This is a genomic window from Pseudomonas corrugata, assembly GCF_001269905.1.
Taxonomy (GTDB): domain Bacteria; phylum Pseudomonadota; class Gammaproteobacteria; order Pseudomonadales; family Pseudomonadaceae; genus Aquipseudomonas; species Aquipseudomonas corrugata.
The window spans coordinates 1-22,301 of record NZ_LHVK01000022.1 but is presented as its reverse complement, the minus strand read 5'-3'; the positions used below and the strand labels follow the sequence as shown (position 1 = coordinate 22,301).

20 protein-coding genes are annotated in these 22,301 nt (G+C 61.0%); 10 read left to right on the top strand and 10 right to left on the bottom strand.

Features of this window, described 5'->3' with window-relative positions:
• Positions 1-7 precede the first annotated feature (7 nt).
• From AD665_RS22700 to AD665_RS22665, 8 genes are all read right to left on the bottom strand, one after another.
• Positions 8-1,135 (bottom strand): acyl-CoA dehydrogenase, encoded by a 1,128-nt coding sequence (locus AD665_RS22700; RefSeq protein WP_024777311.1) that lies wholly within the window; start codon positions 1,133-1,135, stop codon positions 8-10.
• Between the two features lie 9 nt (positions 1,136-1,144).
• On the bottom strand, positions 1,145-2,332 hold the full coding sequence (locus AD665_RS22695; protein WP_024777312.1) for an acetyl-CoA C-acyltransferase: 1,188 nt from the start codon (positions 2,330-2,332) through the stop codon (positions 1,145-1,147).
• Between the two features lie 12 nt (positions 2,333-2,344).
• The gene (locus AD665_RS22690; protein ID WP_024777313.1) at positions 2,345-3,106 is read right to left on the bottom strand and encodes an SDR family NAD(P)-dependent oxidoreductase; all 762 of its coding nucleotides are present in this window, start codon (positions 3,104-3,106) and stop codon (positions 2,345-2,347) included.
• Between the two features lie 16 nt (positions 3,107-3,122).
• On the bottom strand, positions 3,123-4,787 hold the full coding sequence (locus AD665_RS22685; RefSeq protein ID WP_024777314.1) for an AMP-binding protein: 1,665 nt from the start codon (positions 4,785-4,787) through the stop codon (positions 3,123-3,125).
• 241 nt (positions 4,788-5,028) lie between these two features.
• Positions 5,029-6,591 carry an ArnT family glycosyltransferase gene (locus AD665_RS22680; protein ID WP_080996611.1) on the bottom strand — a complete coding sequence of 521 codons (1,563 nt, stop codon included), beginning with the start codon at positions 6,589-6,591 and terminating at the stop codon, positions 5,029-5,031.
• Positions 6,554-6,847, bottom strand: a complete 294-nt coding sequence (locus tag AD665_RS22675; protein ID WP_024777316.1) for a lipid-A-disaccharide synthase N-terminal domain-containing protein — start codon at positions 6,845-6,847, stop codon at positions 6,554-6,556. The genes AD665_RS22680 and AD665_RS22675 overlap by 38 nt, the downstream gene beginning before the upstream one ends.
• 1 nt (position 6,848) lies before the next feature.
• The gene (locus AD665_RS22670; RefSeq protein WP_024777317.1) at positions 6,849-7,592 is read right to left on the bottom strand and encodes a glycosyltransferase family 2 protein; all 744 of its coding nucleotides are present in this window, start codon (positions 7,590-7,592) and stop codon (positions 6,849-6,851) included.
• A 30-nt stretch (positions 7,593-7,622) separates the two neighbouring features.
• Complete coding sequence (locus AD665_RS22665; protein ID WP_024777318.1) at positions 7,623-8,594, bottom strand: NAD-dependent epimerase; 972 nt, start codon at positions 8,592-8,594, stop codon at positions 7,623-7,625.
• A gap of 577 nt (positions 8,595-9,171) precedes the next feature.
• Between AD665_RS22665 and arnB the strand changes: the two genes are divergently transcribed.
• Genes arnB through AD665_RS22625 form a run of 8 tightly spaced genes read left to right on the top strand, consistent with a single transcriptional unit; the run spans position 9,172 to position 17,969 of the window.
• The gene (arnB, locus tag AD665_RS22660) at positions 9,172-10,320 is read left to right on the top strand and encodes a UDP-4-amino-4-deoxy-L-arabinose aminotransferase (RefSeq protein ID WP_053193870.1); all 1,149 of its coding nucleotides are present in this window, start codon (positions 9,172-9,174) and stop codon (positions 10,318-10,320) included.
• Positions 10,317-11,336 (top strand): undecaprenyl-phosphate 4-deoxy-4-formamido-L-arabinose transferase, encoded by a 1,020-nt coding sequence (arnC, locus tag AD665_RS22655; RefSeq protein ID WP_024777320.1) that lies wholly within the window; start codon positions 10,317-10,319, stop codon positions 11,334-11,336. Before arnB ends, arnC begins: the two co-directional genes overlap by 4 nt.
• On the top strand, positions 11,333-13,324 hold the full coding sequence (arnA, locus tag AD665_RS22650) for a bifunctional UDP-4-amino-4-deoxy-L-arabinose formyltransferase/UDP-glucuronic acid oxidase ArnA (RefSeq protein ID WP_053193867.1): 1,992 nt from the start codon (positions 11,333-11,335) through the stop codon (positions 13,322-13,324). The genes arnC and arnA overlap by 4 nt, the downstream gene beginning before the upstream one ends.
• Positions 13,324-14,208, top strand: coding sequence for a 4-deoxy-4-formamido-L-arabinose-phosphoundecaprenol deformylase (arnD, locus tag AD665_RS22645; protein WP_024777322.1), 885 nt, complete (start codon positions 13,324-13,326; stop codon positions 14,206-14,208). Before arnA ends, arnD begins: the two co-directional genes overlap by 1 nt.
• The gene (gene arnT / locus AD665_RS22640; RefSeq protein WP_024777323.1) at positions 14,205-15,854 is read left to right on the top strand and encodes a lipid IV(A) 4-amino-4-deoxy-L-arabinosyltransferase; all 1,650 of its coding nucleotides are present in this window, start codon (positions 14,205-14,207) and stop codon (positions 15,852-15,854) included. Before arnD ends, arnT begins: the two co-directional genes overlap by 4 nt.
• Positions 15,851-16,195, top strand: coding sequence for a 4-amino-4-deoxy-L-arabinose-phosphoundecaprenol flippase subunit ArnE (arnE, locus tag AD665_RS22635; protein WP_024777324.1), 345 nt, complete (start codon positions 15,851-15,853; stop codon positions 16,193-16,195). The genes arnT and arnE overlap by 4 nt, the downstream gene beginning before the upstream one ends.
• Complete coding sequence (gene arnF, locus AD665_RS22630; protein ID WP_024777325.1) at positions 16,192-16,593, top strand: 4-amino-4-deoxy-L-arabinose-phosphoundecaprenol flippase subunit ArnF; 402 nt, start codon at positions 16,192-16,194, stop codon at positions 16,591-16,593. Before arnE ends, arnF begins: the two co-directional genes overlap by 4 nt.
• Entirely contained in the window at positions 16,590-17,969 is a 1,380-nt protein-coding gene (locus tag AD665_RS22625; protein ID WP_024777326.1) for a UDP-glucose dehydrogenase family protein, read from the top strand. The genes arnF and AD665_RS22625 overlap by 4 nt, the downstream gene beginning before the upstream one ends.
• Positions 17,970-17,994: 25 nt before the next feature.
• On the opposite strand, the gene AD665_RS22620 is transcribed toward AD665_RS22625, so the two are convergent.
• Complete coding sequence (locus AD665_RS22620) at positions 17,995-19,011, bottom strand: AraC family transcriptional regulator (RefSeq protein WP_024777327.1); 1,017 nt, start codon at positions 19,009-19,011, stop codon at positions 17,995-17,997.
• A gap of 11 nt (positions 19,012-19,022) precedes the next feature.
• On the bottom strand, positions 19,023-20,366 hold the full coding sequence (gene pssA, locus AD665_RS22615) for a CDP-diacylglycerol--serine O-phosphatidyltransferase (protein WP_024777328.1): 1,344 nt from the start codon (positions 20,364-20,366) through the stop codon (positions 19,023-19,025).
• A 194-nt stretch (positions 20,367-20,560) separates the two neighbouring features.
• Here pssA and AD665_RS22610 point away from each other — a divergent pair, with 194 nt between their 5' ends.
• Both AD665_RS22610 and AD665_RS22605 read left to right on the top strand, forming a co-directional pair.
• Positions 20,561-21,130, top strand: a complete 570-nt coding sequence (locus AD665_RS22610) for a TetR/AcrR family transcriptional regulator (protein WP_024777329.1) — start codon at positions 20,561-20,563, stop codon at positions 21,128-21,130.
• A gap of 57 nt (positions 21,131-21,187) precedes the next feature.
• The gene (locus AD665_RS22605) at positions 21,188-21,667 is read left to right on the top strand and encodes a nuclear transport factor 2 family protein (RefSeq protein WP_053193863.1); all 480 of its coding nucleotides are present in this window, start codon (positions 21,188-21,190) and stop codon (positions 21,665-21,667) included.
• Positions 21,668-22,301 lie beyond the last annotated feature (634 nt).

Below are 22,301 nucleotides of genomic sequence, written 5' to 3'. Positions count from 1 at the left end.
CTCCTGTTCAAAGATTGCGCGAAATGACCATGCGCTGAATGTCGCTGGTGCCTTCATAGATCTGGCAGACCCGTACGTCGCGGTAAATGCGTTCCAGCGGGAAGTCATTGAGATAACCGTATCCACCCAGGGTTTGCAACGCCATGGAGCAGACTTTTTCGGCCATTTCCGAGGCGAACAACTTGGCCATGGAAGCCTCTACCAGTGCAGGCTGATCGTTATCCCGCAGCGCGGCGGCGTAATGCACCATCTGCCGCGCCACGGCGATTTGGGTCGCCATATCCGCCAGGCGGAACGCCACGGCCTGGTGTTCGATGATCGCCTTGCCGAAGCTCTGACGTTCGCGGGCATAATCCCGGGCCGCTTCAAATGCCGCGCGTGCCATGCCGACCGCTTGCGCCGCGATGCCGACTCGCCCGCCTTCCAGGTTCGCCAGGGCGATCCTGTAGCCTTCACCCTCCTCCCCCAACCGATTGGCCACCGGCACCTTCACATCCTCGAACAGGATCTGACAGGTATCGGAGGCGTGTTGACCTAGTTTGTCCTCGACCCGCGCCACGCTATACCCCGGTGAATCGGTGGGCACGATGAACGCGCTGATACCCCGTTTGCCCGCGCTCGGATCGGTCACCGCGAATACGATCACCACCCCGGCATTCTGCCCCGAGGTGATGAACTGCTTGCTACCGTTGAGCACGTAATGATCGCCGTCCAGTCGCGCACGGGTCTTGAGGCTGCTGGCGTCCGAGCCGGCCTGGGGCTCGGTCAGGGCAAAGGCGCCGAGCATCGCGCCGCTGGCCAGGGGCGTGAGGAACCGGGCCTTCTGCTCATCGCTGCCGAACTTGAGGATTGGCACGCAGCCCACCGAGTTGTGCACGCTCATGATGGTCGAGCACGCCCCGTCACCGGCGGCGATCTCCTCCAGGGCCATGGCATAGGTCAGGTAACCGGTGTCGCAACCACCCCACTGCTCCGGCACGAGCATGCCGAAGAAGCCCAGTTCGGCCATCTCGGCGATAGCTTCCCTGGGAAAGCGGTGCTCGCGGTCCCACTCGGCGGCGAACGGCTTCAGGCGTTCCTGGGCGAACTGCCGGGCCACGTCGCTGATTTGTATCTGTTCTTCAGTTGGGAGCATGGTGATTCCTTAATACAGGCATTCAACGGCCATGGCCGTAGCTTCGCCGCCGCCGATGCAGATCGCCGCAACACCGCGCTTGAGGCCTTTCTGACGCAGGGCCGAGAGCAGTGTCACGAGGATCCGAGCCCCGGATGCACCGATCGGGTGGCCCAAGGCGCAGGCGCCACCGTGGATGTTGACCTTGTCGTGGGGAATCTCCAGCTTGTCCATGGTCACCAGCCCTACCACGGCAAACGCTTCGTTGATTTCGAACAGATCGACTTGATCCAGCGACCAGCCGGTCTTTTGCATCAGCTTTTTCACCGCGCCGATCGGTGCGGTGGGGAACAGGCTCGGAGTGTCGGCAAACGCCGCGTGGCCGTGAATCACTGCAAGGGGCTTCAAGCCCCGCTGAGTCGCCTGGCTCTGGCGCATCAGCACCAGCGCAGCGGCTCCGTCGGAGATGGAGCTGGCGTTGGCCGCCGTCACCGTGCCGCCCTCGCGGAACGCCGGCTTGAGGGACGATATCTTGTCGATTCGTGCCTTTGGCGGCTGTTCGTCGTGGCTCACCGTGACCTGCTCCTTGCCGACCATGACCTGCAGCGGCACGATCTCGGCGTCGAAACTGCCGTCCTTGATCGCCTGCTGGGCGCGGGTGGTGGACGCAATGGCAAAGGCGTCCTGGGCTTCACGGCTGAAACCGTTGGCTTCGGCGCAGTCCTCGGCGAAGGTACCCATCAGGCGTCCCTTGTCGTAGGCGTCTTCCAGGCCATCGAGAAACATGTGGTCCAGGACCTTGCCGTGGCCCATGCGCAAGCCGCTACGGGCGCGGTCGAGCAGATACGGGGCGTTGGACATGCTTTCCATGCCACCGGCCACCACCACCTCGGCACTGCCGGCAACGAGCATGTCATGGGCGAGCATGGTCGCTTCCATGCCCGAGCCGCACATCTTGTTCAGGGTGGTGCAACGGGTCGATTTGTCGAGCCCGGCACCCAACGCCGCCTGCCGCGCCGGGGCCTGGCCCAGGCCTGCGGCGAGCACGCAACCGAACAGCACTTCTTCAACGGAGCCAGGGCTGATGCCGGCGCGCTCCACGGCGGCCTTGATCGCGGCCGCGCCCAATTGCGGGGCGCTGAGGCTCTTGAGTTCACCTTGGAAGCCGCCCATTGGCGTGCGGACGGCGCTGACGATGACAATCGGATCGTGGGTCATGACAAATTCTCCTTACTTCGCTGCCATGCGCAAGGCGCCGTCGAGACGAATCACCTCGCCGTTGAGCATGCTGTTTTCAATGATATGCCTGACCAGCGCCGCGTACTCGGCGGGTTTGCCCAGGCGCGGCGGAAATGGTACGCCTGCGGCCAGGGAATCGCGGACTTCCGGGGTCATGCCGGCCATCATCGGCGTTTCGAAGATCCCCGGTGCGATGGTCATCACACGGATGCCGAAACGCGCCAGCTCCCGGGCAGCGGGCAGGGTCAGGCTGGCAATGGCGCCCTTGGATGCCGCATAGGCCGCCTGGCCGATCTGGCCGTCGAAGGCGGCCACCGACGCGGTGTTGATGATCACGCCACGCTCGCCGTCGGCATCGGCCTCGGTTTCAGCGATGGCCGCAGCGGCCAGGCGCAGCAAGTTGAAGCTACCGATCAGGTTGACGTTGATCACCTGGCTGAAGCTGGCGAGCCCGTGAGGGCCGTTCTTGCCGAGGATCTTCTCGCCACGCACGATGCCGGCGCAGTTCACCAGGCCGTTCAGGCCGCCAAATGCCTCGACGGTGGCCTTGATTGCCGCTTCGGCCGCCGCCTCGTTGCTGATGTCCGCCACCACGCTCTGGCAGCCGAGCTTCTGTGCCTGGGTGGCCACGGCTTCGGCATTGAGGTCCACCAGCATCACCTTGGCGCCGGCCTTGACCAACAGCTCGCCGGTGGCCGCACCGAGGCCGGACGCACCGCCGCTGACGAGGAAAATCTTGTTGTCGATCTGCATCATGGTTTCCTTGGATTCAAGCTGAAACGTTAGCCGCCGCGGCCTCTTGAGCTTTGGCGATCTCCTGGTTGCGCAAGATAAAGCGCTGCAATTTGCCGCTTGGGGTTTTCGGCAAGTCGCTGACAAATTCGATTTCACGGGGATACGCATGGGCCGCGAGGCGCTTGCGCACGTGTTGGCGCAACTCTTCGGCCAGCTCCGGCTCGGCGCGATACTGGGCATTGAGCACGACAAAGGCTTTCACCAGCTCGGTACGCTCCGGGTCGGGCTTGCCGACCACGGCGGCTTCCACCACCGCAGGGTGTTCGATCAAGGCGCTTTCCACATCGAAGGGACCAACGCGGTAGCCCGAGGTGGTGATCACGTCGTCACTGCGACCGACGAAACTGATGCTGCCGTCCGGGTTCAGCTCGACGGTATCGCCGCTCAGGTAATAATTGCCGACGAACGCCTTGGTGGGCCCGCCCTGATAACCGGCGAACCAGCACATCGGCGACTGGCTGCGGTCGACGGCGAGAATGCCCGGCTGGCCGACGTCCAGTTCCTGGTGGTTTTCATCCAGCACCACGATCCGGTGGCCCGGCGAGGCGAAGCCGGCCGCCCCCAGGTGAACCGGATGTTCAAGCCCGTGGTGATTGCACAGCACCATGCCCAGTTCGGTCTGGCCGTAATGGTCGTGGATCACCACATTCAGGTGATCGGCGAACCAGCGGATCACCTCCGGGTTCAGCGGCTCGCCGGCGCTGCTGACAACACGCAGCCGACCCTTGATCGACCGGGCGAACTGCTCGCCTCCGGCAATCAAAAGGCGATAGGCCGTGGGCGAGCCCGTGAGGTTGGTGATGCCGTACTTGTTGATGACCCGGCACGTGCTTTCCAGGGTAAACGGACCATCGTAGAAGGTGACGGGATGTCCCATCGCCAACGGGCCGGTCACGCCGAAGTAAATGCCATAGGCCCAGCCCGGATCAGCCAGATTCCAGAAGGCATCTTCGGGACGCAGGTCCACAGCGTCCCGGGTGTAGCTCTGAAAGGCAACGATGGCCTTGAGCGGCACGGACAACGCCTTGGCTGGCCCAGTGGTACCGGACGTAAACATCAGCAGGAACGGGTCTTCACCGGTGAGCATGACCGGTTCGCATTGATTGGAGTGGTTCTCGACTTCAGCCCAGAAGCTGTAGTCGCCCCGCACGATCCCCCGGCCTTTTTCGCCGCCGACGGTGACCACGGTGGGGCAACCGCTCACTTCATTGAGTTTGGGCCGGTTGACCCCGTCGGTGACGACGATACGGGCGCCGGAACTGCCGAGACGATGCTCGATGGCCTTGGGGCCGAACGCGGTGAACAACGGCTGATACACCGCCCCGATACGCCACGTGGCGAGCACCACGATCAGCAACTCTGCGGTACGCGGCAGCAGACCGGCCACCTTGTCGCCCTTGTTTACGCCTTGGGCCAGCAGGAAGTTGGCGAAGCGTGCGGCGCGGTCCTGCAGATCACGATAAGTCCAGGTCGCGTCACTGCCGTCACGGCCCTCCCAGAACAATGCGATGCGTCCCGGCAACGCATGCCGGTCGCAACACTCGACGCAGGCGTTCAACGCCTCGAGCGAGCCGTGCAGTGCGGTATTGACGGTGTGCAGGTAATCGAACTGCGACGTAGCGGACAGATAATCGCGCATGACCAGAATCCCTCTGTACTTTTTATTGGTTGGGGGAACCGTAAACAGGGGAATACTCGCGCCGAAGGACTTGGGCGGCAATGGTCAAAGCTATCAAGTTGGCTGACTGGTTTGGCCATGGTTTGGGGGTGGGTTGCCGGTCATGGCCTTATCGCGAGCAGGCTCGCTCCCACAAGGGTTTCACGGTGAACACAAATCCCCTGTGGGAGCGAGCCTGCCCGCGATAGCAATCTCCCAGTCGCTACAAAGGCTGCTTCCACGCGAATGAATACACCTTCCCCGGTGCCGGAGGCTGGCACTGCTGGTTATCCGCATCGGCCCCCACCAGGAACCACTCGGCCCTGGAGGTCTCGCCGACGCTGCGGGCCTTTTGCGGGTCGTAGCAGCGCGCCAGGTCCCGCTCAGGCACCAGCGCATAGGCCTGCGGATGGCTGCGAAGCCACAGCGCGGACTGTTCCAGGGACTGATTGCTATAGAAACCGAAGTGCACGATAGGTTGTCGGGCGAACAACCAGTGCCCTTCGCGCCATCCCACCAACACCAGTTCGGCGTTATTGCTCAGTCGCGCGACGTCAGCCATGAGGGTTTCGTGGGGATTGACGCCCTCCTTGTGCGGCTCGATGAACCCGCGAACAAACCAGGCGCACAGCCACGCCACGGTCAGCACGGTAAATACCGTCCTGCCTCGCGGACGCTGGCTGAACCAGCGGTGCAACATCCACGGAACCAGCGGTGCCACCAGCAGGATCAACCCGGGCAAAGCGGGGAAAATGTACAACTTGCGTTTGCCGCTGCTCAGGCTGAAGAACAGCAGTACCAGCACCACCCAGCCGAGCAATACCAACACCCGACCATCGTGCTTGAGCAACTGCTTGCGCCAGGCTGGCACCAGCCAGGGCAGCATGAAGAATATGGGTAACCAGTACTTGGGAATCACCTCGACGAAGAAGTACCAGAAGGGTTCGCGATGCTCCCACGCGTTGGCGTAGCGCCCCGCCGTTTGCTTGAACAGGATTTCCTGGGCATAGGCCAGGCTGTCGGCACTGCCCTGCGCCACGATCAGCAACAGCGGGCCCAGCCATACCGCAACGGCAGCGAGCGCCACCAGCAGCCCCAGCCACCAGGCACCGGCCTTGCCAGGCATCGGCACCACGCCTTTCCAGCCCTTGCGCACTGCATAGGCGTAAGGAATCAGCATCAACACCGGCAGAAAGCCAACTCCTTTGCTGATGATGCCGAATCCCATCGCCGCACAGGCCACGTAGTACCAGCGCCAGTCCGGCCCAAGCAACAGATGCCGGCACAGGCCATAGAGACCCAGAATGGTCCAGAGCGCGAGAAAGCCATCGATCTGTCCAGTGCGCAGAATGCTGTAGGTCTGGTAGGTCGCCAGGAACAGCAGCGCAGCAATCACACCGATACGTCGCCCCCATAAGCGCCGGCCCAGGTCATACAGGCAAACCGTGGTCACACTGCCGGCCAGCAGCGCCGGCAAGTACAGGGCAACTTTGGGCAGGTGCGTCAGTTGCACGAACAGCGCCACGGCCCACATGAACAGAGGCGGCTTGTCCGCGTAGATTTCCCCGGCCCGGTGAGGAATGAACCACGAGCCATTCTGCAGCATTTCCAGAGCCACGCCGAGGAAACGCTCTTCATCGACATTCAGCGGTTGCCGCCAGCCAAGCCCGGCCCCCACCATGACCAGCGCCAACACTGCAAAGCCCAGTAATTCCAACCGAGGGGAAGCTAATCGTATCCGCACCGTTTCAGCCTCTTTTATCCAGCTCAAGGCCTTTGTTTTCATGCTGCCGAGCGATCAGTTGCAAGTTGCGCAGATACACGATGAAGCCAAAGGACTGGCCGAGAATGAAGACCGGGTCTTCGCGATAAATGGCGTACGCCAACAGCAATGCACTGCCAGCGATGCTCAGGTACCAGAAGCCGACCGGGATCATGCTGCGTTTCTTGTACTCACTGTAGAGCCACTGCAGGGCAAAGCGCCCGGTAAAGACCAACTGGCCCATGAATCCCACGGCCAACCACATCGATTCCCTGCCCATGTCAGGCCTCGCTTTCTTGCGCGTTGACGTCCAGACGGGTGCGTTTGATCAACCACCACACCCCCAACAGATCGACGATGCCCACCAGGGCCCGGTCCAGGTTCCCGTAGTTGGACACCCCTGCCCCGCGTTCACGGTGATTGACCGGCTGAACCAGCATCCGACCGTTATGACGACGGATAAGGGCAGGAATGAAGCGGTGCATGTGATCGAAGTACGGCAGGCGCAGGAATGCCTCGCGCTCGATCAATTTGATGCCGCATCCAGTGTCCGGGGTCTGGTCCTTCAGCAGGCTGGCCCGCAGCTTGTTGGCAAATCGTGAAGCCCAGCGCTTGCTCGCCGTGTCGCGACGGTTCACCCGATGCCCCGCCACCAGCTTGACGCCCGCGGGCTTGCCTTCCGAACCACGTACGAGGTCGAGCATCTTCGGCAAATCGGCCGGATCGTTCTGGCCATCGCCATCCAGGGTCGCCAACCAGTGCCCGCGAGCCACCACCGCGGCATGGTGGATCGAGGTGCTCTGCCCCAGGGAGCGCGCATGGCTGAGCACCCGCAACTGAGGGTAGCCCTGGCCTTGCAGCGTGCGCAGTTCGGCCGCGGTGGCATCGGTGCTGCCGTCGTCCACCACAATCACTTCAAATGCCTCGTTGACCAGCGCCGCACGCACCTCCTCCAACAGGGGGATGAGATTGCCTGCTTCGTTCTTCGCCGGGATCAAGACGGATACATAAGGGGTTTCGTGCATGACTTTCCTATAGATATTCCAAATGCGCGGTTAAACGCGGTAATAGTCGCGGTACCAATCGACAAACGACCGCACGCCGCTGGACACCGGGGTCCGAGGGCGAAAATCCACCCGTTCTTCCAAGTCGCGGGTGTCCGCCCACGTGTCGACCACGTCGCCTGATTGCAACGGCAAGAAATTCTTGATGGCGCGCAAGCCCGTCGCCTCTTCAATGCACTCGACAAAATGCAGAAGCTTCACCGGCGAACCGTGCCCGATGTTGTAGACCTTGTTCGGTGCACCGCTCTTGTCGGTGGGCGGGAGTGGCAGCAGTCGGACGATGCCTTCGACGATGTCGTCGATGTAGGTGAAATCCCGAGACATCGCGCCATCGTTGTACACATCAATGGCGCGGCCGTTCAGGATAGCGTCAGTGAACTTGAACAGCGCCATGTCGGGTCGCCCCCAAGGTCCGTACACGGTGAAAAAGCGCAGGCCGGTCGTAGGGATGCCATAGAGATGGGAGTAGGAATGGGCCATCAACTCGTTTGCGCGCTTGGTCGCGGCGTAGAACGACATGGGCCGATCGACCGGGTCGGTCGTGGCATATGGCAGGTGTTCGTTCAAGCCATATACCGAGCTGCTCGAGGCGTAGACAAGATGCGCCGGTCCATGGGCACGGCAGGCTTCGAGGATATTGAGGAACCCCACCAGATTGCTTTGCGCGTAGGTGTCGGGATTGTCGATGGAATAACGCACGCCGGCCTGGGCAGCCAGGTGGATGACCTGCTCGAAAGGTTGTTCGGCAAACAGCTCCCGCAACGCCTGATTGTCGGCGACATCGAGCCAGCGGAACTGAAAGTTGGAGCAGGCATCCAGCTGTGCCAGCCGGGCCCGCTTCAACTCGACGCTGTAGTAGCTATTGAGGTTATCGATGCCAATGACCTGATGGCCATCGGCGCATAGCCGCTTGACGGTATGGAAGCCAATGAAGCCGGCGGCGCCGGTGACCAGAATGGTCATGCGACGGACTCCTGTCCAACTGGAAGACAGGCGCGCGCCTTGAAACTGACATACCGGCTACTCAAAACGGTCACTTGCATACTTCACTCTGTTTGATGGCCCAACTTTTTCGGCACTTGCAGAGCTTCTATCAAAAACAAATGACGGTTTTATGATCGAAACATGACTTGCTCAAATGCGGGAGTGACAACAGTAAAAAAACGTTCCGTGCGCGATCCTGTTGATAGGTATCAGAAAAATATCTGCCCAGTAACGAAAATGTAATACATATTAAAAATCGCCTGTAAGCATTCCGCTACTAGCGATGTACGAAACAGACTTAAACCTGAGTCGCACCTGACAAGTTAAGTTTTTTTCACTGATCTTTTTTTCACAATCCTTTCAAAGAAAATCGCCTAACCTCAATGAATACGGGGCCACTTGTCATAAGTGTGCATCCGCCAACCGGTGGTGAAAACATGACAAGGATGTGTTTCCTACAAGGTAACTCTTTGATGCAGCTTTTCTTTTAGCGTCTACGCTGTCGCTGGATCCAATCTCTCGTTTCAACGGTTACTCTTCAGTCCCTGAGGCCCCCATGAGTCGAACGTTTCTGCCCTTCTCTCGCCCCAGTATCGGCGAGGAAGAGATTGCCGCTGTAAATGAGGTACTGCGCTCCGGCTGGATCACCACGGGCCCGAAAAGCCAGCAACTTGAAGAGCAGTTCGCCGCCTATGTCGGCTGCCGGCACGCCGTTGCACTTTCTTCGGCCACCGGCGGTATGCATATCGCGTTACTTGCATTAGGCATTGGCCCGGGCGATGAAGTCATTACGCCGTCCCAGACCTGGGTGTCGACGGCCAACATGATCTGCCTGCTAGGCGCCACACCGGTGTTCGTCGACGTGGACCGCGACACGCTCATGAGTGATCTGTCGAGCATCGAAGCGGCCATTACCTCGCGTACCCGGGCGATCGTCCCGGTGCACTATGCCGGTGCCGCGTTCGACCTCGACCCTCTCTATGGGTTGGCGGAAAAACACGGTATCGCCGTTATCGAAGACGCCGCGCACGCGGCCGGCACCCGCTACAAAGATCGCCACGTCGGCGCCAAGGGCACGGCCATTTTCTCATTCCATGCGATCAAGAACATGACCTGCGCCGAAGGCGCCATGTTCGTCACGGACGATGAAGCACTCGCCGCTCGGGTGCGCATGCTCAAGTTCCATGGCCTCGGCGTCGACGCCTACGACCGCCTCACCCATGGTCGCAAGCCCCAGGCGCAAGTGATGGAGCCAGGCTTCAAATACAACCTGGCCGACATCAACGCCGCCATAGCTCTCGTGCAATTGGAGCGCCTGGACGACATCAACGCCAAGCGCACGGAACTGGCCAAGGTGTACTTGCAACGGCTGGAAGGTTCAAAGGTACAGCCATTGGCGATCCCGACCTATGCGCAGCAGCACGCCTGGCACCTGTTCGTCCTGCGTATCGATGCCGAGCGCTGCGGCCTGGACCGCGAAGCGTTCATGAAAGCCTTGCAGGAGCAAAATATCGGCACGGGCATCCACTTTATCGGAACGCACCTGCACACCTACTACCGCCAGCGCTTCCCTGACGTCCATCTGCCCAACACAGAATGGAATTCGGCTCGTCTGTGCTCGATCCCGCTGTTTCCCGACATGACCGGCGATGACGTGAGTCGCGTCGTCGACACCATTGAAAACGTCCTGGATGCACACCTGTGAAACCTTATCCGATCAATTGCGTGTCAATTGTCATTCCGGTTTACAACGAGGAAGAAAGTCTGCCCGAATTGCTTCGGCGTACCGAAGCGGCATGTCGGCAATTGCGCCACAAGTACGAAATCGTGCTGGTCGACGACGGCAGTCGGGACGAGTCGGCGCAGATACTGGAAGAAGCCGCGACGCTGCGGGGCAGCCCGATCGTCGCGGTGATCCTGAACCGCAATTATGGTCAGCACGCCGCGATCATGGCCGGTTTCGAACACTGCAAGGGCGACGTCATCATCACCCTCGACGCGGACCTGCAAAACCCGCCCGAAGAGATTCCGCGCCTGGTGGCCCAGGCCGAACTGGGCTATGACGTAGTCGCCACGGTGCGCAACAACCGCCAGGACTCGGCCCTGCGGCGCTGGCCGTCGAAGCTGATCAACCTGGCGGTGCAACGCTCTACCGGCGTTGCCATGAGCGACTACGGCTGCATGCTGCGTGCCTATCGTCGGTCCATCGTCGACGCCATGCTCGCATGCCGCGAACGCAGCACTTTCATCCCGATCCTCGCCAACAGCTTTGCCCGGCACACCACGGAGATCCTGGTGAGCCACGCCGAGCGCGAGCACGGGGAATCCAAGTACAGCGCCATGCGCCTGGTCAACCTGATGTTCGACCTGATCACCTGCATGACCACCACACCTCTGCGGCTGCTGAGCATCGTTGGTTTCGCCATGGCCGGTCTGGGCGTGTTGTTCGCCATCGCCTTGATCGTCCTGCGGCTGGTCTTCGGTGCCGGCTGGGCCGGCGGCGGAACCTTCGTGCTGTTCGCCGTGCTGTTCGTGTTCACCGGCGGGCAATTCATTGGCATGGGCTTGCTGGGGGAATACCTGGGGCGGATGTACAGCGATGTGCGTGCCCGCCCCCGTTTCTTCGTCGAAAAAGTCCTGCGTGGACAACCTGCCACGCCGGCTCCCGTTATCACCGTTGACGGCCTTACTTCCATTTCTTCAGATCAGGTTCACTCATGAGCACAAAAGCCGTAGTTTTCGCCTATCACGATATCGGCTGTGCCGGCATCGAAACCCTGCTCAATTCCGGCTTCGACATTGTCGCGGTGTTTACCCACGCCGACGACCCCAAGGAGAACACCTTCTACGGCTCCGTCGCGCAATTGTGCGCGCGCAAGGGCATCCCGGTTCATGCTCCCGAAGACGTCAATCATCCGCTGTGGATCGAGCGCATCGGCAAGCTCGCTCCTGATTACCTGTTCTCCTTCTACTACCGTCACTTGTTGAGCGAACCGCTGCTCGCCATTGCTCCTAAAGGCGCGTTCAACCTGCACGGTTCCCTGCTGCCGCGCTATCGCGGACGGGCGCCGGCCAATTGGGTGCTGGTCAACGGTGAAACCGAGACTGGCGTAACCCTGCATCGCATGGTCAAACGCGCGGATGCCGGTGCGATCCTGGCCCAGCAAAAGGTCGCCATCGAGCGCAGCGACACCGCGTTGAGTTTGCATGGCAAATTACGCCAGGCGGCCATCGACCTGCTGCGCGACACGCTGCCCAGCCTGCTTGCCGGTGAGGTCCGCGAAAGAGAGCAGGACGAATCCAAGGCCACGGTGTTCGGTCGGCGCACGGCGGCTGACGGCAAGCTGGTCTGGCAGCGCCCGGCCGAGGAACTGTTCAATCTGGTCCGAGCCGTGACCCAACCCTATCCCGGGGCGTTTTGCGCCGTTGGCGAACACAAGCTGATCGTCTGGAGCGCGGAAGTCGTCGAGGGCAACGAAGGCCAGGATCCGGGGCGCGTCATCAGCGTCGACCCGCTGCGCATTGCGTGTGGTGTGGATTCGCTGGTGATCACCTCGGGCCAACGCAACGAAAACGGCCTGTACCTGGGCGGGCCACAACTGGCCAACGAATTGGGACTGGTTGACGGTTCGGTGCTACGCGGCACGGAGTCTCGCCGAGGTCCACGGCGTACCCGGGTGTTGATCCTGGGCGTCAACGGCTTCATCGGCAATCACCTGTCGGAACGACTGCTGCGCGACGACAAATACGATGTCTATGGCCTCGACATCGGCTCCGATGCCATCGAGCGCCTGCGTAGTCACCCGCATTTCCACTTCGTCGAAGGCGACATCAGCATCCATTCCGAATGGATCGAATACCACATCAAGAAATGCGACGTCATCCTGCCGTTGGTAGCCATCGCCACACCCATCGAGTACACCCGTAATCCGCTGCGGGTGTTCGAGCTGGATTTCGAAGAGAACCTGAAACTGGTGCGCTACTGCGTCAAGTACAACAAGCGCGTGATCTTCCCCTCGACGTCCGAAGTCTATGGCATGTGCCAGGACAACAACTTCGACGAAGACACCTCCAACCTCGTTGTCGGCCCGATCAATAAGCAGCGCTGGATCTACTCGATTTCCAAGCAACTGCTCGACCGGGTGATCTGGGCCTACGGCCAGAAAGGCCTGAAATTCACCTTGTTCCGCCCCTTCAACTGGATGGGGCCGCGCCTGGATCGATTGGATTCGGCACGCATCGGCAGCTCCCGGGCGATTACCCAACTGATCCTCAACCTGGTGGAAGGTACGCCGATCCGCCTGTTTGATGGTGGTGAACAGAAGCGTTGTTTCACTGATATCGCCGACGGTGTCGAGGCCTTGGCGCGGATCATCGACAACCAGAATGACGCCTGCAACGGGCAGATCATCAACATCGGCAACCCGGACAACGAAGCCAGTATCCGCCAGTTGGGCGAGGAGCTGCTGAGACAGTTCGAGGCGCACCCGTTGCGCGACAACTTTCCGCCTTTCGCCGGGTTCCGCGACGTCGAAAGCAAGGCCTTCTACGGCACCGGTTACCAGGACGTCTCACACCGCAAACCAAGCATCGCCAATGCCAAGCGCCTGCTGGACTGGACGCCAACCGTGCAGATGAGTGAAACCATCGCCAACACGCTGGACTTCTTCCTGCGCGAAGCGATGCTTGAAATCGCGGACCAACGCTGATGCAGGCGGGTCTTCGAATCGATGTCGACACCTACCGGGGCACGCGCGAAGGCGTACCGCAGTTACTGGATATTCTCCAGGAGGCACAGGTCAAGGCGACGTTTTTCTTCAGCGTCGGGCCGGACAACATGGGACGTCATCTGTGGCGACTGCTGCGACCGCAATTCCTATGGAAAATGCTGCGCTCCAACGCCGTTGGGCTGTATGGCTGGGACATTCTCCTGGCCGGTACCGCCTGGCCCGGCAAGCCTATCGGCCGCGATCTCGGGCACCTGATGCGTCAGGCTCGGGCGGCTGGGCATGAGGTTGGTTTGCACGCTTGGGATCACCATAGCTGGCAGGCCAACGCAGGGCGCTGGGGACAGGCACGGCTGATCGAGCAGATTCGCCGAGGCGTAGACAGCCTCGGCGATATCCTCGGCGAACCCGTTACATGTTCGGCGGCAGCTGGTTGGCGCGCCGATGAACGCGTGATCGAGGCCAAGCAAGGGTTCGGCTTTCGCTACAACAGCGATTGCCGGGGACAGAGCCTGTTCCGGCCCGTGCTGGCCGGCGGGGACCTGGGCACGCCACAGATCCCCGTGGACCTGCCGACCTTCGACGAGGTGGTTGGCCCAAGCGTCATGGCCAAGGATTACAACGCTTTCATCCTTGAGCGCTTTGCCGCCGGAAAACTCAACGTCTACACGATCCATGCCGAAGTCGAAGGGATACTGATGGCCAACCCTTTCCGCCAATTGCTGGCGCAAGCGGGCCGACGAAGCATCCGCTTTCAGCCCCTGGGCGATCTGCTACCTGCAGCCATTGAAGGCTTGCCAGCAGGTCGGGTGAAGCGCGGCACGCTCGAAGGGCGTGAAGGCTGGCTGGGAGTGCAAGGCGCATGAGCAAGCCCTGGGCACTCCCCCTGCTGCTGGCGACCTGCCTGTTGGCATACCTGCTCCCGCTGGCCAGTCATGGGCTATGGATTCCCGACGAAACCCGTTACGCCCAGATCAGCCAGGGCATGCTGCTGAGTGGCGACTGGGTTTCGCCCCACTTCATGAGCCTGCGCTACTTCGAAAAACCGGCGGCCGGCTATTGGATGATCGCCCTCGGCCAGGCACTGTTCGGTGAGAATCTGTTCGGTGTGCGCATTGCCTCGGCCATCAGCATCGGGCTCAGCGTGATGCTGTGCTACCTGCTTGCCCGCCGGCTATGGAACGATCCTCGCAAGAGTTTCGTCTGCGCGCTGTTGTACATGAGCCTGACCGTGGTCGCAGGCGCGGCAGGTTACGCCAACCTCGATCCGCAGTTCACCTTCTGGGTCAACCTGAGTCTGGCCGCCTTGTGGTTTGCTCTGGACAGCAACGGCCGCAACCAGCGCCTGATCGGCTGGGCGATGCTGGGGCTGGCATGCGGCATGGGCTTCTTGACCAAGGGTTTTCTCGCCTGGTTGCTGCCGGTGCTGATCGCCCTGCCCTGGATGGCCTGGCAACGACGCTGGCGTGAGTTGCTGGTCTTCGGGCCACTGGCAATCGCGGTGGCGATTATCGTCAGCCTGCCCTGGGCCCTGGCGGTGCACGCCGAGGAACCGGACTATTGGCGATTCTTTTTCTGGCATGAGCATATCCGGCGCTTTGCCGGGGACGATGCCCAGCATGACTCGCCCTGGTGGTTCTATCTACCGCTGCTGGTGGCGTTCAGTCTGCCGTGGGTGGCGCTGCTGCCGCCTGCGCTACGGCAAGCGTGGCAGACACGGCGTCAGGCGAGTATCGCGTTCCTGTTGTTGTGGCTGTTGATGCCACTGCTGTTTTTCAGCCTCAGCAAAGGCAAGCTGCCGAGCTACATCCTGCCGTGCCTGCTGCCGCTGGCGCTGCTGTTGGGCCATGCCCTGGCGGACCGGCTGGAGCACAAGCAAGGCCGCTCCCTTGCCATGAACGGTTGGCTCAACCTGGTGCTGGGCTTGCTGGCGTTGCTTGCCCTGGTCTATCTGCAACTGAAGAAACCGCTGTACGCCCATGAGCCGCACAATCTTGTGTTGGTTTCTGTCGGCCTGATCGGCTGGATCATGAGCAACCTGCTGCAAGCCCTCAGGCCCTTGCGCTGCTGGGCGGCCCCGGCCTTCGGCAGCCTGCTGCTGATCGGCTTGCTACCAATGGCGATGCCCGCGTCCGTGGTCACCAACAAGATGCCCGACCAGTTCATCCTCGAACACCTCGATGAACTAAGTCATACCGACAAGTTGCTGGCCAACGACCTTGGCGCCGCATCCGCCCTCGCCTGGCGCCTGAAGCGTCCGGAGGTGGCGTTGTACAACACCATCGGTGAATTGAAGTATGGCCTTGCCTACCCTGACGGCCTGCAGCAACGGGTCGACCCGCCACAGGTGCAGCAATGGATGCGCGACGCCCGTCGAGGCGGTTCGGTCGGCGTGGTCATGCGCGTCAAGGGTGAAGAGGAGCTGGAGGAAATCGAACGGTTACCCAAGGACGGAAAACGTTATGAACAGGGCAACCTGGTCATCCTGATCTTTTCTCAGGACGCATCATGAGCTTGTTGCTGCTATTGGCTGCCTGCGTGCTGACGTGTCTGGGACAGATTGCCCAGAAGTACGCCGTCGAGGGTTGGCGCGGCCGGTCGTCGGGCTGGGGCGAGAAACTGCGCTCGCCGTGGTTGTGGCTGGCGCTTGCGGCGCTGGGGGCTGGCCTGCTGGTGTGGCTGCTGGTACTGCAGCGCCTCGAAGTGGGCATCGCCTACCCCATGCTGAGCCTGAATTTCGTATTGATCACCCTTGTCGCCCGCTTTGTATTCCACGAGACCGTTGACCGTCGCCATTGGCTGGGCGTCGCCCTGGTGATCGTCGGGGTGATGTTGCTGGGACAGCACGCATGAATCTTCGCCGCGGTGTCATTTTTGCGCTGGGCAGCGTGTTGCTGGTCAGCATCGCGCAGCTGGCTTTGCGCTGGAGCATGAGTCGCCTTCCGCTGCCTGGGCAGTGGCTCGCGGGCAGCGTCGACCCAATGGCGCTGGTCGTGGTCCTGGGAGCCATTTTTGCCTATGCCTTGTCGATGCTCTGTTGGCTGTTTGCGTTGCGGGACCTGCCGTTGGGCCGCGCCTATTCGCTGCTCAGCATCAGCTATGCGCTGGTGTACCTGCTTGCCGCCGCGCTGCCACTCTTCAATGAAAGCTTCAGCCTCTCGAAAAGCCTCGGAGTGACCTTGGTCATCCTCGGCGTCCTCACCATCAACTCTCGCCCCGTTCAAGCATCCGAACCCAGGAAGGTCGTATGAAAATCAGCGTATTCGGTAGCGGCTATGTCGGTCTGGTCCAGGCAGCCGTACTGGCAGAGGTCGGTCACGATGTCGTCTGCATGGACATCGACGCCGAAAAAGTGTCGGCCCTCAATCAGGGCCACGTCAGCATTTTCGAGCCTGGCCTGGCCGCGCTGGTAAAGGACAATCTGGATAATGGAAGGCTGCGTTTTACCTACGAGGAAAAGCTTGCCGTTGAGCATGGCAAGGTCCTGTTCATTGCCGTAGGCACCCCTTCGCACCCGGACGGTTCAGCAGACCTGGGCAGCGTCTTCGCAGTGGGGGAAGCCATTGCCCGGCACCGTACAGAGCCCGTCATCGTCGTTGAAAAATCCACGGTCCCCGTGGGCACCGGCGATGCCCTGCGTGACCGAATGAACGAGGCCCTGCGACACCACAGCCGGATACTGGATTTCGCTATCGTCTCCAACCCGGAGTTTCTCAAGGAAGGCTCAGCCGTTGCTGACTGCAGACGTCCCGACCGGATCGTCATCGGATGCGAGCGGGATGATGTCCGCGACGTGATGCGTGAACTGTATGGACCGTTCAATCGCAACCATGAACGCATCATGTTCATGGACCTGCGCAGCGCCGAGCTGACCAAGTACGCGGCCAACTGCATGCTTGCCACCAAGATCAGCTTCATCAACCAGATCGCCGAGCTGGCCGAGCACCTGGGCGCCGACGTAGAATCGGTACGCCTGGGCATCGGCGCCGACTCGCGCATCGGCTATGACTTCATCTACCCCGGCTGCGGCTATGGCGGTTCCTGCTTTCCCAAGGACATGCGCGCATTGATCCACAGCGCCCAGCAGGTCCAGTGCTCCAATGACCTGTTGCAGGCGGTGGAAGCGATCAACCAGCGACAGAAGCAAAAACTGTTCGAGCGAGTCAATGCGTTCTACGAGGGCGACCTGCAAGGCCGGACGTTCGCGGTGTGGGGCCTGGCATTCAAGCCCAACACGGATGACATGCGGGACGCGCCCAGCCGGGTACTCATGGAAGCGCTATGGGAAGCCGGCGCTCACGTACGGGCATTTGACCCGGAGGCCATGCGCCAGACCCAATCGTTGTACCAGGATCATCTCAATCTCAGCCTGATGGGCACACCGGAAGCGACCCTCAGCGGTGCCGATGCGCTGATCATCTGCACCGAGTGGCAACAGTTCAAGGCGCCGGATTTCGACCTGATCCAAAAACGGCTCAAGGCCCCGGTGATCTTCGATGGCCGCAATCTGTACGACGCGGAGCGCCTGGCGCAGCGGGGGTTCCAGTACTTTCCGATAGGCCGTGGCGATTCGTGCAAGTTGCCGATCTCGCATCAAACAAAGTGGGAGCCCCGTATCGCGCGCTGAAAGCTGAAAGCCGGGGCCCGATGAATCAGCGGGGGTCGTTGAGAATCAAGCTGCGATAATGCCCCGGATTGGACCCGGACCACTTGCGAAATGCCTTGTAGAACGAGCTGGCATCGGCGAAACCCAGGCGCGAAGCGATGTCGACGAAACTGATGGAGGGTTCGGCGAGCCAGGTGATCGCCAGCTCCTTGCGCACGCTGTCCTTGAGTCCCTGATAGGTCTGCCCTTCTTCCGCCAGGCGCCGGCGCAGGGTCGACGCCGACACACACAACTGCTGGGCCAGCGCTTCGGTTTCCGGCCATTGCTCGGCCGGCAACTGGCGCAGGTCGTGCCGGATCCGGCTGGCCAGGCTCTGCGGGTCGCGGTATTTGACCAGGATATTGGCCGGCGCCCGGGCCAGGAAACGCTTGAGTTCTTCGACACTGCGGCGAATGGGCAGGTCCAGGTACTCGGCGGCGAAGATCATCCGGGTACGGGGGCGGTCGAAGCGCAGGTTCTGGGAAAACATCACCCGGTAGTCGTCGCAGAAATCCGGCGCCGGGCAGCGCAGCTCGACGGAGAGGATGGGAATGCGCCGTCCAGCCAGCCAGCAGGCCACGCCATGGACGATCATCCAATAGGTGAAGTAGGTAAAGGCCCGACGTGGCTCCTGATCGTCTTCCAGCAAGACGATTTCCGCCAGGCTCTGCTGGCGCACCCATTGGGCAGGCAACTGCTCAAGCATCAGCGACAGGAACCCCAGCCCCGCTGTCAGGCCGGTCGCCAGTGTTGGCTGCGCCATGGCGCACTGGCACAGGAACGCCAGGCTGCCGGACTTGAGCTTGCGCGGATCCATGCCGAAGAACTCATCGTCCAGGCGCCTTGCGAGCAAGCGCCAGAGCCGCGCATAGGCTGCGGCAGGCACCCGCGCCAGGGGATTGTCGAGCCACCCGGGATCGATGCCGACCTTGCTCAACACTTCATCGGTTGCAGGGCCTGGGGCGCAGCTTTGCAGCAGCGCCTCACGCACCAGCTGTATCGAGATGGTGTCTTTTTCGGCCATGGTGCCGGCGTTCACAGGATCCGGTAAAGCAGCCGTTCGATCCGCACCCGACTGACCCGTTTCAGGAACTTGGCCACCGCGGCCGGGTAGTCCGGCAGCGCTTCCAGGTCCAGGTAGCGGTCGATTCGGCGGGTGTGCCGGTAGATCTGCTCGAGCTCGGCCTGACGAGGCCCCAGCAACTCACCCTTGGGGTCGTCCAGCAGCAAGGCGTTTTCCAGGTCCAGGCGGAAGGCTCGTGGGTTGAGATTGTTGCCGGTCAGCAAGGTGTAGCGCTCGTCGACCCACATGCCCTTGAGGTGATAGCTGTTGTCGCCGTCACGCCACAAGTGCAGGTTCAATTGACCACTGTCGATGTAGCGCTGGTGCCGCTTGGCGAAACGACGCAGGCTGATCTCATACAGGTAAGGCAGCGCGGCGATGATCTTGAACGGTTCGCTGGGCGGGATGAAGAAGTCGTTGGCGGTCTTGTCGCCGACGATGATGTCGATCTTTACCCCACGGGCCAGGGCGCGGTTGAGCTCCCGGGTCACCGCCAGGGGCAGGTTGAAGTAAGGCGTACAAATAGTCAGTTGCTGGCGGCTGCTGGCGATCAGTTCGCCGATGACCCGACTCAACGGATTGTTCTTGCCGACGCCCAGCAACGGGCTCACTGACAGGCCACTCTTGTCGAGGCTACCGGACGTGGTGTCATAGGCCGCGTACTTGAGTCGACTGCGCAGGTCACCAATGTCCTTGCGCAAGCTGCGGGTGCTGGGCAGGTTCGGCAGGTCCAGGCGATGCACGGCCTTGGAGGTGATCAGGCCGTGCTGCACCAGGTGGTGCATCGAATCGGCCAGCGCCGTGTTCTGCAGCAGGTGATAGCGGTCGTAGCGGTACTTGTCGAACTTGTGCAGGTAGACGTTGTTCAAGCTCGCGCCGCTGTAGAGCACGCAATCGTCGATCACGAAACCTTTCAGGTGCAGCACCCCGAACAGTTCGCGGGTCTGTACCGGCACGCCGTAGATCGGCACTTTGCTGGCATGGGTGCGCGTCTGCTCCTGGTACCACGCCGAGTTGCCCGGCTGCTTCTTGGCGCCGATCAGCCCGCGCTGGGCCCGCAACCAGTCCACCACCACGACCACCTCCAGTTCCGGGCGCGCCGCTTTGGCGGCATGCAAGGCGTCGAGGATTTCCTGGCCGGCTTCGTCCTGTTGCAGATACAGGGCGACGATGTAGATGCGCTGGGTGGCCTGGGCGATTTTTTCCAGCAGGCAACGGCGAAACTCGGCTGCGCCATCGAGGATGGTCACGGCATCGGCGGTCAGTGCAAAGCTGCGCAGCTTGGGCAGCAGGGAGCGTTTGAAAAGCGACGGCATAGGGCTCGCAAAAGGTCGATTCCGAAGAGCCGCTGAGCTTACACCATGGCGGATGGGTTTGGGACTCTGTGGGAGCACAGCTTGCTCGCGATCACGATGGCGGAGCCCCATTGCCAGCAAGCCATGTTTCAAAAAGGGCAGCCACAGGAAAAAAACATTTGACCAAGGAGAACGGTCGTTCCACTGTATTCGCCATGAACGAAATCATCAGTAACGACACACGAGACATCATCCTCGATGTCGCCGAAAAGTTGATCTATAAGAGTGGCATTGCCGCCACCGGCATGGATCTTCTGGTGAAAACCGCCGGCGTCTCCAGGAAAAGCATCTACCGCTATTTCGCCAACAAGGACGAGCTGATCCTGGCCGCCCTCGCCCGAAGGGACGAGCGCTGGATGCACTGGTTCAGCACCGAGGTCGACAAGGCCCCTACCCCGGCTGCACGGCTGTACAACCTGTTCACCGTGCTCAAGGGCTGGTTTGACAGCGACGGCTTCAGAGGCTGCGCGTTCATCAATACCAGCGGTGAAACCGGAGACCCACAGGACCCGGTTCGCCAATTGGCGAAGTTGCATAAGCAGAAGTTGCTCGATTACGTCACCCGGTTGTGCGTTGAACAAGGCGCCGAAAATCCCGAAGCCCTGGCCCGACAACTGCTCATTCTGATCGATGGGGCCATTACTGTCGCACTGGTCATGGGCGATCACAGTGCCGCCGATCACGCCCAGGACATGTTGAAAGTGTTGTTGGTTGAAAAGCAGTAAAAAGCCTGCCTCATCAAAGGTCATGAAACTTGATTCATCACTCGCCGGAGAATTGCCATGTCGTCCCCTGCTGAAGTTCGTCCGCCGTTGCCGCCCTTCACCCGTGAATCGGCTATCGAGAAAGTTCGCCTGGCCGAGGACGGCTGGAACTCTCGTGACCCACAGCGAGTGTCCCTGGCCTACACCCTGGACACCCAATGGCGCAACCGCGCCGAATTCGTCCATAGTCGCGAAGACGCCAAGGCCTTCCTGACCCGAAAATGGGCCAAGGAACTGGATTACCGGCTGATCAAGGAACTCTGGGCGTTCACCGACAACCGCATCGCCGTGCGTTATGCCTACGAATGGCACGACGATTCGGGCAACTGGTTCCGTTCTTATGGGAACGAGAACTGGGAGTTCGATGAACAAGGCCTGATGCGCAACCGCTACGCCTGCATCAACGACCTGCCGATCCAGGAAAGCGAACGCAAATACCATTGGCCCCTGGGGCGCCGGCCGGATGATCACCCTGGGTTGTCCGAGCTGGGGTTGTAGACACAACACCTGCCAATACCTTGGCCCAATGTGGGAGCAAGCCTGCTCGCGATAGCGGTGGATCTGCTTGCTCCTGTGTTGAAGGTGCCACCGTCATCGCGAGCAGGCTCGCTCCCACAGAGAACCTGCGGTGAAACTCAAATCCTGCTGGCACCTTGGCCCATTGTGGGAGCAAGCCTGCTCGCGATAGCGGTGGGTCTGCCCGCTCCAGTGTTGAATGTGCCACCGTCATCGCGAGCAGGCTCGCTCCCACAGAGAACCTGCGGTGGGACTCAAATCCTGCTGGCACCTTGGCCCATTGTGGGAGCGAGCCTGCTCGCGATAGCGGTGGGTCTGCTTGCTCCTGTGTTGAAGGTTCCGCCGTCATCGCGAGCAGGCTCGCTTGTATGGTAGGACTTGAAGGGAGGAGGAGGGACAAGGCTCGATTCTGACTGTTAGCAGCAGTACAGACCGTGGGAGATTTCGCCCCTCCTCCTTTCACCCAAGCGCCGATAAAGAATGCATCTGGCCTAGACCGACGATAGGAACAAGCCTGCGCCTCTGGGTGAACCCTTCAAGTGTTCAAACCTTAGCCCGGAGGATTTTCAATGGCAATGCCCATCGCCATCACCCAGCCAATCGTAGGTGTCGATGT

Coding starts and splice junctions, on each gene's coding strand:
- pssA (WP_024777328.1), bottom strand. CDS start 20,366: ATGCCGTCGCTTTTCAAACGCTCCCTGCTGCCCAAGCTGCGCAGCTTT.
- arnT (WP_024777323.1), top strand. CDS start 14,205: ATGAGCAAGCCCTGGGCACTCCCCCTGCTGCTGGCGACCTGCCTGTTG.
- AD665_RS22675 (WP_024777316.1), bottom strand. CDS start 6,847: ATGGGCAGGGAATCGATGTGGTTGGCCGTGGGATTCATGGGCCAGTTG.
- AD665_RS22620 (WP_024777327.1), bottom strand. CDS start 19,011: ATGGCCGAAAAAGACACCATCTCGATACAGCTGGTGCGTGAGGCGCTG.
- arnA (WP_053193867.1), top strand. CDS start 11,333: ATGAGCACAAAAGCCGTAGTTTTCGCCTATCACGATATCGGCTGTGCC.
- AD665_RS22625 (WP_024777326.1), top strand. CDS start 16,590: ATGAAAATCAGCGTATTCGGTAGCGGCTATGTCGGTCTGGTCCAGGCA.
- AD665_RS22685 (WP_024777314.1), bottom strand. CDS start 4,787: ATGCGCGATTATCTGTCCGCTACGTCGCAGTTCGATTACCTGCACACC.
- AD665_RS22695 (WP_024777312.1), bottom strand. CDS start 2,332: ATGACCCACGATCCGATTGTCATCGTCAGCGCCGTCCGCACGCCAATG.
- arnE (WP_024777324.1), top strand. CDS start 15,851: ATGAGCTTGTTGCTGCTATTGGCTGCCTGCGTGCTGACGTGTCTGGGA.
- AD665_RS22605 (WP_053193863.1), top strand. CDS start 21,188: ATGTCGTCCCCTGCTGAAGTTCGTCCGCCGTTGCCGCCCTTCACCCGT.
- AD665_RS22665 (WP_024777318.1), bottom strand. CDS start 8,594: ATGACCATTCTGGTCACCGGCGCCGCCGGCTTCATTGGCTTCCATACC.
- AD665_RS22670 (WP_024777317.1), bottom strand. CDS start 7,592: ATGCACGAAACCCCTTATGTATCCGTCTTGATCCCGGCGAAGAACGAA.
- AD665_RS22680 (WP_080996611.1), bottom strand. CDS start 6,591: ATGAAAACAAAGGCCTTGAGCTGGATAAAAGAGGCTGAAACGGTGCGG.
- AD665_RS22690 (WP_024777313.1), bottom strand. CDS start 3,106: ATGCAGATCGACAACAAGATTTTCCTCGTCAGCGGCGGTGCGTCCGGC.
- arnB (WP_053193870.1), top strand. CDS start 9,172: ATGAGTCGAACGTTTCTGCCCTTCTCTCGCCCCAGTATCGGCGAGGAA.
- AD665_RS22700 (WP_024777311.1), bottom strand. CDS start 1,135: ATGCTCCCAACTGAAGAACAGATACAAATCAGCGACGTGGCCCGGCAG.
- arnF (WP_024777325.1), top strand. CDS start 16,192: ATGAATCTTCGCCGCGGTGTCATTTTTGCGCTGGGCAGCGTGTTGCTG.
- AD665_RS22610 (WP_024777329.1), top strand. CDS start 20,561: ATGAACGAAATCATCAGTAACGACACACGAGACATCATCCTCGATGTC.
- arnD (WP_024777322.1), top strand. CDS start 13,324: ATGCAGGCGGGTCTTCGAATCGATGTCGACACCTACCGGGGCACGCGC.